The organism is Bradyrhizobium uaiense (genome assembly GCF_010811875.1).
Taxonomy (GTDB): domain Bacteria; phylum Pseudomonadota; class Alphaproteobacteria; order Rhizobiales; family Xanthobacteraceae; genus Bradyrhizobium; species Bradyrhizobium uaiense.
The window spans coordinates 1-10,971 of sequence record NZ_VKHP01000285.1 but is presented as its reverse complement, the minus strand read 5'-3'; the positions used below and the strand labels follow the sequence as shown (position 1 = coordinate 10,971).

Sequence of the window (10,971 nt, the reverse complement as noted above, 5' to 3'; positions counted from 1 at the left end):
ATTGTAATTCTTGATAATTTTGCCGAGGGACAGGTAGCGCGTCAGATAGGTCTTCTTGGCGTCCTGATCTCCAGGCTTTGGAAACGCTGGCTCTTGTCCATTTCGGCAACAGAAAATAGCGCAGGCAGGTTTCCAGGGCCTGCAGGTTAGTCACGATCGCGCCAACCCATTGCGTATGGTCTTCTGGCTTCATTGTACGTTCCCTCTATGGCTTGGCGTACCCAACTAAAAGTGCATTAGATCCGGGTTTTCTTGAACGTCTGCCATCCCGCTGCCGGTTATTTGCCTGCGCGAACGCCTCCTTGATTGCGGAAGCTCTCGAAACCGACCCGGACGAGAAATCAGCCGGCGAACAACCTAGACGGGGACGGTCCTTCACCTGATAAGGTGCAATCGGTGAGCCGTGCAACCCTTATTCTACCTCGCTGGGCAGGCTTCCGTGCCGCAGATAGGGCGGACTGCGGCGAAGTCGAGGGAGTTCCTACGGCCCAGGAAGTGATCTACTCCAGGCGCAGGCCCGCCGGAATTTCGAAATCCGGTCGAAGCCGGCCGACGACCACCTCGTAGGCGTCTCTCAGGCAGTAGGGTACGAACAGGTGCACGATGGTGGAGAGCTCCTGACCCGCCGCAGGAATTTCAATTCGTGTAACGTCGTCGGCTCGGCAACCCGCGGACGCTGAGACCGGTAAAAAGGGCACCCGATGACGGGGCAGTGATAGCGACGCCGGAATGCAATGACGGCGGGCCCCTTCAGCGAGTGCTCCCGGCGAAGCGTTCCTTTGGTCTTGCGCAAAGAATCCTGACCGAAGGCCGAGCCCCGGCATCCCACGCGCAGGATCTGCGGAGCTCGGTAAGCGCAGCACGTAGAGCCCGACCGGTGAAGTCCGATGCATTCTTAACGGCTAGGATAAAGAGGCGGGCACGAGAGCAAGAGCTTTCTCAACGGGGTCGGTCAATGTGCGCGCATAGCCCATTTGATTTGGGTCATCATCCGCTGTGGATGAGCATCTCGGACTAGATACCGCTCGTTGGGCATCGACACGGGCCTCGGCTCGCTTAGACCAGCTTCGCGCCTTGGCGAAAGCCCAGTTCCGCTTGTTGACGGTGGGCACGGGCCAGTTTTGTCGAGAGTTCGCGGCTGAACTCACCAGCCATCACCCGCTTCAAGTGCTTAACGATCGTTGTGATAGGAGCGACGTCTTCTCCGAATGGTTCTGCGCAATAGATGACGCGGAGCCCTGCCTGCCGGCACAAAAATTCGTAGTGCGCAGCTTGGTCCGGATTTTGAAAGCGTCCCCAGCGGCTTCCATCGAGGACCATAGTGGCGTCAAAAGCACGTTCGGCGGCGAGGGCGTCGCTCAGAAGTTGCCGCAGCGCGTCTCGGCCTTTCAGCGAAAGTCCACTCTTTCCTACGTCAACATACGTCGCCACAACTTGGTAACCATGCTGACGAGCATACTCAGCAATCGCATTCCGCTGGTTTTCAGTTGAGTAGCGCTGGTTCTCGGACGACATGCGCAAGTACTGCGCCGTGCGTATCGGGGCATCGGATGATGATGTTGGGAGACTATGGGGCATCACCTCTCCTTCGGCGCGTCCCGCACGCAACTTCGAGAGGCGGCGGGCGGACCGCCGAATTTTGCTGGCCACTATGTGCTCGCGACTTGGGCTGCGGGACATCATGCGAGACTGGTGCCGCCGTCGATTTGGCAACAGAGAGCGATCACATTCCCTCCGGCCACGGCGTGTTGCTGAGGAGATGTCGATAAGATTTCCGGGCCATTGAGTTCGGGCCTTACGGCCGTTTGATCGTGGTTTCCAGGCAGCTAAACGAACGGGAGCTACGCCCCCAAGCGCGGCTCAAATTTAAGAGCACGACGTCAACAAAACCGGTCCTAATCTGTTGGATGATTCGAGCTCAGGTTGTTCTTGTCAAGGATAACCGAAGCGATCTCAGATCTGGGATTTTGTACGAACCGGACGGACGGAGCTCGCAACCCATCTGTTAAGAATCTGCGTGATGACACCGAAAGGCGCTGAACGGCTGCACGGTCTAATTTCAGATTTGCAGGAAACCAAGTCGCTTTCATTGATTAGAAAAAGACCCTTCGAGAGGCAGAATCCAAAACGAGGGACTAATTGATCTTGACTCGTGAGCGAGACAGCGTTCATCTAGATATATATGCAACCATATGTTGTTCAGAAATTGCGATAGCGTACTGATCTCAGTTTGATTGAGGAAGAAAATGCCGCGGCGCGTCGTGCTCCTCTCAGATGGCACTGGCAATTCATCAGCAAAGGTCTGGCGAACCAACGTTTGGCGCATGTTTAGCGCGTTGGACCTCACCAACGACGATCAGGTCGCTTGCTATGACGACGGGGTCGGGACCTCTTCATTCAAGCCGTTAGCTCTTCTTGGGGGAGCATTTGGCATTGGCCTCCGCCGCAACGTCATTACGCTCTACAAGTTCGCTTGCCGCAACTACCGCAACCAGGGCGACGAGATATTCGCATTTGGGTTCAGCCGAGGCGCTTTCACGATCCGCGTGACGATGGGATTGATCCTAGATCAGGGCCTGATTCCGGCAGAGGGCATCTCCGATAGCGAATTGGACCGGCGGGCGAAAAAGGCCTACCGCGCATATCACAGAAGGCATTTCCACACGAACTGGTACTTGATAGTTCTCGGCCTGAAGAAATTGCTTGGAACAGAAGTGCCTTCCAAGCCAACGGGAGTGCCGGCCGGAAGGGAGACGCCGGTCATCCGCTTTCTAGGGCTGTGGGATACGGTCGCCGCCTACGGTCTTCCGATCGATGAAATGACCCAGGGCGTAAGCCAATGGATCTGGCCGCTGGAATTACCCGGCCACACGCTTCATCCTAGTGTCAAGCGCGCATGTCATGCGCTCTCTCTCGATGACGAGCGCACCACATTCCATCCCGTCCTTTGGAATGAGAGGCAGGAGAAGCATTCGACAAGCGGAGCTGCCCGTTACACCTCGGCGGAGAGAATTAGCCAAGTCTGGTTCGTTGGCGTACATGCGAATGTTGGTGGCGGATATCCGGACGATTCCCTGGCACAGATACCTCTGTACTGGATTATGGAGGAGGCGAGAGCGCAAGGTCTCTGCTTCAAGTCATCGGATCCGGCAGCGCTCGCGGAAACCAAGCAGGCGCAGGATAAAGATGGCCGGCTATATGACTCCCGCGCAGGCGCGGCGAGTTACTACCGCTACGGGCCACGGCGCGTATCCCGGCTGACCCGGCAGCGCTTCTCCTGGACGACGGGTGATGAGGTATATGTTGAGAAGCCCAAGATCCACGGGACGGTATTAAGGCGCATAAAGAACAACGCCCACGTCTATGCGCCGATTGGAATTCCACATGACTATGATGTTGTCTCGGCAGAGATAGCCCAAGACGGCAGCGTCCGCTTCAGAATCGATAGCCTGCCGGACAGCGCGTCGGGACCGACAATCAACACGCCGGAAACCGCGGAGCAAGCCCAGGCGCGCGTTATCGCCGAGCGCGAGGACGTCTGGCCGCTCGTCTACGCGCGCGCGGCGCTGTATTTCCTCACGTTGGCGGCGACCGTAGTATTTGTCGTATTTCCGTTCAGCGGGCGGAGTGATCCGCTGGGTGAGAGGGTCAACGCGCTCAAATGGGTTTCGGATTTTATCCGAATGCTGAGTGGGTTCCTGCCTTCGTGGGTATCCCAATGGCTGGCTTCCTATGCGCAGTATCCTGGGACGTTCCTGATCCTGGTGGGTATCATTGGAGCATTGATCGTCGGCGGTCGGCGCGTTGCTTCGGCGATCGACGACCGAATGACCGTGCTTTGGCGCAAAGCGTTCGCGGGAATACTTCCGGCGCCGAAGGCCGCTCCCAGCTCCACGCCAGGAAGTCGTGAACGCGTCCTCATCGGAGTCCGTTCAGGATGGCGCTACTATCTGGGTCCGGCGCTTTCGGCCATTGTCATTGCGTATCTGGTACTCACGGTCGGCGACCGGCTCCTATTCACGGCTGTGGACCAGGCGGGGCTGATTTGCAAACGAACGGACAAGCTGGAGTACATCCCGGATGCCGGAACGCTGGTTTCTTTTCAAACCTCCGACCCGTGCTTTGCCACGGGTTACAAGGTCGGCCGCCTCGAGCGATATTACATTTGGACCAATCCAGACCCGACGACGCTGGCCCGTCAGTACGAGAAGTATTCGACCAGCAAGGATACATGCAAACTAGCCGCGGGCGCCGGGGAAGAACCCATGATGAATGGCAGCGTTGAAACGGACGCGCGTGGATATTCGACCTTCCGTAATCCGGAGGACGGCACTGTGCTGTCCTGGACCGAGACCGCCATCCATATTCTCGCATCACCACTGCGGCGATACTATTTCCAGCCCTGGTTTCAGCCGGTGGCGCGCTATGGCTCCCTTGGCAGCGAAGTGGACTTTCTCGAACCTGACCCGGACCGGCGTGTGAAGAAGATTTCCGAGTATGTCACGCCCAAGGTAACCGATGAGCTGTTCTTTTACGTAAACGACGCGGTCCTCATCCTCCCGCGCACGTATCAATGGCTCTACAACGACAATAGGGGCTGCATCTCATTCTTCATCAAGCCGTCGAAGTAGCGAAAATCGTGCCGATGGCCTGACAACGTCGTATCTCTCCGTGGAGATGATGGTCGATAGTTTCTGCAGTTTCCGTTCTCCGAGAGCACGATGGGCGTCAGTTTTGGTAGAGATATAATGATTGCGGGTTACAAGCCCGCCGTTTTCAAGAACGCGCTTCGTGGATTCATGAGAACGCGGTCACCAGGAAATTTAATTGACCTCAAGTCGGTTTTTCCGCTCCGCCGTGACGGTGCTATCGTGTTTGAAGAGTGCCTCGATCGCGGGCTGATCGAACTTAAAGATGGATTTACGGTCTCGGAAAAAGGTGAGACTGTTGCTCGCGGAAGGGTCGTGCGCCGGACACCTTTGGCTCAAGCGCAGATGGTACTGGACAATTTTCTGCGCAATGTCGAAATGCTCAACCAAGATCCAGATGCGGTCCGATACGTTGAACGGGTATGGGTTTTTGGCAGCTTGATGCGAGGTGGGGAGGCAGTAGGAGACATCGATCTAGCACTCGAAATGAGTCGGCGCCCAGAGTATCTCGCGGACTATGCTTTGATGAAGCGGCATCTCGAGGAGATTCTGTCGCGCCGCGACGACGTTCCAACCAGCCGCGGCCTGGTCTGGTCGGCAGAAACTTGGATAACGGAACGCGCTCTTTATGGGCCACGGCGGCATCCACTCCTCGCTGGGGTCCAATCCGATGTCAGCGATCTTGTCGACCTAGGAGCTCCCTGCCGCCTCATCTATGACCGAGCGAGAGGCGGACGGGTCAACGATCCGATATTGTCTCGCCATCCCCAGTCCAACGGGCGACCAACTGACTTGGCCCCGCCTCCTGAAATGCCAGATTTTACTCCGAACGGTCTGCGCCCGATGGATGGTCAGTGGGTGGCGGGGTTCTCCAAATGGGGCGGTGTTTCTCCGTACGACATCTTTCGCGGCTGGACAGACGATGCACACAAGTTGTTCCCTCAATACCCCGAGGGATTACGCATCGTCGGGGACAGTCGCGATCTTGCTAGCTATCCGTGGATCCCCAAGCGTCTGAAAGCCGGTGGATTCGACGGTCGGGAAGCGGTTGCGCTGGTCAATGCCACGCCCTTGAAGGGCACCAGCATCGTACTCCGGCGCAAAATTGAACAGGGCTCCGAGAATTGGATTCTGCACGCTTGGTTCGAACATTTGGAATTTTATCGGAGCCGCAAGCGGGCTGACTATTCAACGCTTCCTGACCTCGCAGCCGCAGCAGCTTTGATCCTCGCGGTGGACGCTGAAAGGATGCTGCGCCGAGCCGCTGAGGACGCGGCTGGGCCGGGAATCCAAATATGCGTCAGACGTGATCTCGACGAAGATATGAACGCGCACTTCATCGACGCCGTGCATAACCACTTGCAAGCGCGCAGTATCAGAATCGAACCCGAGGGATGGAGCAGCCCACCGGCCTCCGTTGTCCGCGCCTAATACCTGTTTTCCATTCGGAGTCCCGGCACTCGGCAGGAAGGTCGGCCGTTGCGGCAAGGCCGCCGCTTTCCGGCGAAGAGACCGACGTCTGATTCGCGCACTAAACTTCAACTGGGCGCGATCGACTATGTTCTGAGAGAGCGTTGAGGGCGCGCTGAGGCGGCCCGCAGCTGGCGGCGCGCCGCCAGAAATGCTAGAGCTTTCTAGCTGCGGGTGGGGATTTGTAAGGAATCGCAAGGGAATAGACACGAATTCCCAATACAATCGGTTATCAAAACGTTAACGTGGACAACGCTGGCAAATGCAACCGCGCCAGCATCGATCAACTAGACTGAAGAGACATGTCGACCGCTCGTCACATTGTCAGTTTGCTGAAGAGCCACATTGCCGGTGACGGGGAGCGTTTCCTCGCTACCGCAATGCAGCTTGCCGCGCATGAGGCCCGGCAGGGACACGGCAAGCTGGCACAGGAACTGAAAGAGCTGATTGACCAGGCCAAAATAGCCGGCGCTGCAATGACCAAAACGGCGCGGCCGGTTCCCTTGGTCCAGCCGAAAGGCGAATTGGCCGGGCTGCTGCACGCCGGTTATCCGGACCTGCGTCTGACCGACATGGTTCTACCGGACGAATTGCGGCTTCGGCTCGAACGTGTGCTGATTGAGCAGAGGCAGCAGCAGAACCTACGTGAGCACGGCCTGACGCCGCGCCGCAAACTACTGCTGGTGGGACCACCTGGCTCGGGCAAGACGATGACGGCGGCCGCCTTGGCCGGCGAACTCCACCTCCCATTGTTCACCATCGTCCTGGATGGCCTGATCACGAAGTTTATGGGCGAGACGGCTGGAAAGCTGCGGCTCGTCTTCGACGCCATGCAGGCAACACGCGGGGTCTACTTCTTCGACGAGTTCGACGCGATCGGCGCCCGGCGCGGCGAGCGCCAGGACGTCGGCGAAATACGCCGTGTCTTGAACTCCTTCCTGCAATTCCTGGAGCAGGATGAAAGCCACGGCCTCGTCGTCGCAGCGACCAACCATCCCGAGCTGTTGGACAAGGCCCTCTTCCGTCGTTTCGACGATGTCATGGAATATGCGTTGCCTGATCCACTTCTGGCTCAAGCCTTGCTGCAGGCGCGCCTCGACCGTTTTGACACGCGCGGTGTCGAGTGGAGCCAGGCCGTCGAGCAGGCGCACAATTTATCTCAGGCGGAAATTGTAAGAGCTGCGGACGACGCGGCCAAAACGATACTCTTGCGGGGCGGGAAGCGGATAACATCGGAGGCGCTCGTTCAAGCGCTGATGGAACGCCGGCGGGCCTCGCTGTCTGATTAGCGACGGCACAGGTTGTAATGGCAGACGATTTTCCTCGGGACCGACCCCATATCCATCTTCGTGACAATGGTGTTCGAGAGCCGTATCGGCGGCCCAAGCAGAAAATCGAACCGCCTGCAGTTCCTGAACGTGATCGCGCAGGCCATGCAGCGGCGTTGATCCAGGCTGTTGGACAGGCCATTCAGGCGGCTCGCGTACAGATCGCCGTTCGCGACCCCAACCTGGCCGTCGGCCTGCCCGGGTTTTATCTCGATATCGAATTGCCGGTGCGCGAGCGCATCGCTCTAGATCAGTTGGCCGACCGACGGCAAAAGATGGAAGTCGTCGCAGTTCATGAGCCGGTAGGAGAAGGGGAGCCGCTGCGCGCTTCGGTTTTCATTCCGCAACAAGCGGAGAACTACTATCTGCGGAAAGTCGAGGCCTATCGCGACTCTGACACCAAGAAGGGAAGGCCGCGAAACGAGCCGCTTGTGTCGCGGATTGACACCATGCGCCTGGCGACGGCGCAATCGCTATATACCGACGATGATGGGCTTTTCCCGCAGCAACTAAACGAACCGGTCTGGTGGGAGGTTTGGCTGCGCAAAGGGCGCCGGGAGAATTTCGAGCGCATCGCCCAAGCGCTGGATCTCACCCTGCGCACGCATGCCGTCAAATTTCCGGAGCGAGAGGTCATGCTCGCGCTCGCTAGCGTAGCAACGCTGGATCGGCTTGTTGCTCACAGCGATGTCGTGGCCGAGTTGCGGCGCGCAAAGGATACACCATCCTTCTTCATGGGCCTTGGGGGCGCCGAGCAGCGCGATTGGAGTGATGAACTGCTCGAACGCGTGATGCCACCGGACAACGATGTCGCGGTTTGTGTTCTTGACAGCGGTGTGCGTCGAACTCATCCCTTGATCAAACCCGCACTTGCCGCGGAAGACTGCCACACAATCAAGCCCACCTGGGGCAGCGACGACACCCCGGCGTGGCAAGGTCACGGGACGCGGATGGCTGGTGTCGGGCTCTATGGCGACCTTGTCCCTGTGCTCGTCGGAAGCGATCCGATTGCGTTGCCTTATCGCCTCGAGAGCGTTCGCATTCTGCCGCCCGAGGACGAAGCGAACGATCCCGAGCTCTATGGTGCGATCACCGGAGAGGCGATTGCTCGCGCCGAAATCCAGGCGCCGGCGCGGCGCCGCGCCATAGCCATGGCGGTCACCAGCGCAAACCCGGCGCGCGGCCGACCAACGTCGTGGTCAGCGGCGGTCGACCAACTCTGCTTTGACGAGGATCAGCGGCGCCTGATCATCCTGTCCGCGGGAAACATCGCCGAGGATCTGACGCCTGCTGATCACCTCACACGCAATGACCTCGAGGCGGTCGACGATCCGGCGCAGGCGTGGAACGCGCTGACGGTGGGTGCCTACACTGAGAAAGTGGATATCATCGATCCTGAGTTTACCGGTTACGCGCCAATCGCCCCGGCCGGCGAGCTATCACCGCGCAGCAGGACTTCTGTCGTTTGGGACCGGCAATGGCCTGTGAAACCCGATGTCGTGTTCGAAGGTGGCAACCTCGCGCATGACGGAGCGCTTCCCGGCGAACCGATCGACGACCTGCAGATCCTCACGACGTATTTCCGTCCGGAGCTGCGTCACTTCACAACTCTCGGCGACACGAGCGCGGCCACCGCTCACGCCGCGCGGATGGCGGGACGAATCTTGGCGGCACGCCCGGGCCTATGGCCTGAAACGGTCCGCGCCTTGATCGTGCACTCCGCGGAGTGGACGCCGCAGATGCGCGCCCGCATCGACGCATGCAACGGCGCGAAGGGACAAATACAGGCACTCGTACGCCGCTATGGCTATGGAGTCCCGGATGTTGGACGAGCGCTCCTCTCGACGGTGAACGATCTGACGCTCATCGTCGAAGATCAACTCCAACCGTTTCAGCGTGAGGGGAGCGCTGCCGCCAAGACCCGTGACATGAAACTCCATCGCCTGCCTTGGCCGAAGGAGCAACTGGCCGCGCTTGGTGCCGCACAGGTAGAGCTACGAGCGACCTTGTCGTACTTCATCGAGCCCAATCCTGGTGAGCGTGGGTGGACAAGGCGACATCGGTACGCTTCGCACGGTCTTCGCTTCCGCGTGAAGTCCGCGACTGAGGCTGTCGACGAGTTCAGAGCCCGCATCAACCAGGCTGCGCGGGACGAGGAGGAGGGGGCGCCTCCAAGCGGCGGCGAAGATTGGCTCCTCGGCACGTTTCGCGACAATGGATCGGTGCATTCCGATTTTTGGTCTGGAAGCGCAGCTGACCTCGCTGAACGTGATGCCATCGGCGTCTTTCCGGTCGGTGGCTGGTGGAAGGAAAAGCCCTACTTGGAGCGGTTCGACGGCACTGCGCGTTATGCGCTGAACGTGACGATAAGAGCGCCGGGGTCAAACGTGGACATCTTCACGCCAGTCGAAAATGCGATCGCCATTGCTAGCGCGATCGAAGTTTGATGGAAAATAGCACCGTCGCTGAATTGATGGCAGCTGCGTAGGCAGCTCTCTTGCCTCATGGCGGCGTGAATGCGATCCGACAAGAGGTGGCCCTCCCGATGGGCGGCGTGGATCCACGAAGATCCTCGCATGTCCTCGCCGACTGATCGAATTCGTTGAATTCCGCCTGTCCCATACGGCCCAGAAGCGCGCTAGCGGCGAGGACGGTAGACCGGCAACCGGGGAGCGATCCGACGGTTCACGAAGCTATTTTTTCTCACTCAATCGTGTGCTGGTAATATTTATGTCGCGAAAGTCACGCAGCGGAGTCATTGCATCCGCTCCATTGGAGGAGACCTTCTATGCTCGGCTCCGAAACAACTGCCCGTCTCCGTCGAGTTCTGGATGAGGTGTGCAAGGGACTGCCCGCTCACGAGACCGGCGCCCGAGCGCACGTCGCATCCGAAATTCTAGAAGCCAGAGCTCGCGGCGAGACGTCCATCGAAGTTCTCAGGCAAGTCGGACAGAACGCGTTGGCCAGCGCTCCGTCGATGTGGCTTAGGCAAGGTTCTCGCCAGTGTGCATCCGAGAGTAGTGGAGCCGAAAAATCGACCGGCGCAACCAAACAGGATTGATAGCGGTACGACGACCCCACCTCGTTTAGGCCGACGAGATGAGCGGGGCTCGCGCGTGGATTGGACAACGCGAGGGACGCTCATTCCATGCATCAAGACAGACATCAAGACAGGCATGATGCCGCCTTCTATCAGCGGATCGAAGTGATCACGGGGGAGAGGCGACGGCGCAGTTGGAGCGATGCGGAGAAGGCGCGGATCGTGGCCGAGAGCGCCGATCCGGAGACGAGCATTTCCGAGGTGGCTCGACGCAATAGGGGCAACCGGGGACTGCTCAGTGTGCGGCGGCGCCAGGCGCGGCTCGCGTCGAGCGAAGCGCCGCAGTTCGTGCAAGTTAGGCTCGACGCCGCCGTCGAGGCGCAGCCGAACGCGATCGATAAGGCGCATGTTCTGGTGAGTCCGGCCGAGCGGATCGAGGTGATGATCGCGGGCGCGACGGTGCGCGTGCCCGTCGACACCGCGA

The 10,971-nt window shown here is 59.1% G+C and carries 7 protein-coding genes; 5 read left to right on the top strand and 2 right to left on the bottom strand.

What is annotated here, in order from left to right; translation table 11 throughout:
• Both FNJ47_RS50665 and FNJ47_RS40345 read right to left on the bottom strand, forming a co-directional pair.
• A partial coding sequence (locus FNJ47_RS50665; RefSeq protein WP_206685391.1) for a hypothetical protein occupies positions 1-193 on the bottom strand: 193 nt, incomplete at its 3' end.
• A gap of 863 nt (positions 194-1,056) precedes the next feature.
• Positions 1,057-1,650 carry a recombinase family protein gene (locus FNJ47_RS40345; RefSeq protein WP_163161629.1) on the bottom strand — a complete coding sequence of 198 codons (594 nt, stop codon included), beginning with the start codon at positions 1,648-1,650 and terminating at the stop codon, positions 1,057-1,059.
• Positions 1,651-2,246: 596 nt separating this feature from the next.
• Between FNJ47_RS40345 and FNJ47_RS40340 the strand changes: the two genes are divergently transcribed.
• The 5 genes from FNJ47_RS40340 to FNJ47_RS40320 form a co-directional block, all read left to right on the top strand.
• Positions 2,247-4,631, top strand: coding sequence for a T6SS phospholipase effector Tle1-like catalytic domain-containing protein (locus FNJ47_RS40340; RefSeq protein WP_163161627.1), 2,385 nt, complete (start codon positions 2,247-2,249; stop codon positions 4,629-4,631).
• Between the two features lie 117 nt (positions 4,632-4,748).
• The gene (locus FNJ47_RS40335; protein ID WP_163161626.1) at positions 4,749-6,080 is read left to right on the top strand and encodes a hypothetical protein; all 1,332 of its coding nucleotides are present in this window, start codon (positions 4,749-4,751) and stop codon (positions 6,078-6,080) included.
• A gap of 341 nt (positions 6,081-6,421) precedes the next feature.
• Positions 6,422-7,408, top strand: coding sequence for an AAA family ATPase (locus FNJ47_RS40330; RefSeq protein ID WP_163161624.1), 987 nt, complete (start codon positions 6,422-6,424; stop codon positions 7,406-7,408).
• 17 nt (positions 7,409-7,425) lie between these two features.
• Entirely contained in the window at positions 7,426-9,894 is a 2,469-nt protein-coding gene (locus tag FNJ47_RS40325; protein WP_163161622.1) for a S8 family peptidase, read from the top strand.
• Between the two features lie 701 nt (positions 9,895-10,595).
• A partial coding sequence (locus FNJ47_RS40320; protein WP_163161620.1) for a transposase occupies positions 10,596-10,971 on the top strand: 376 nt, incomplete at its 3' end.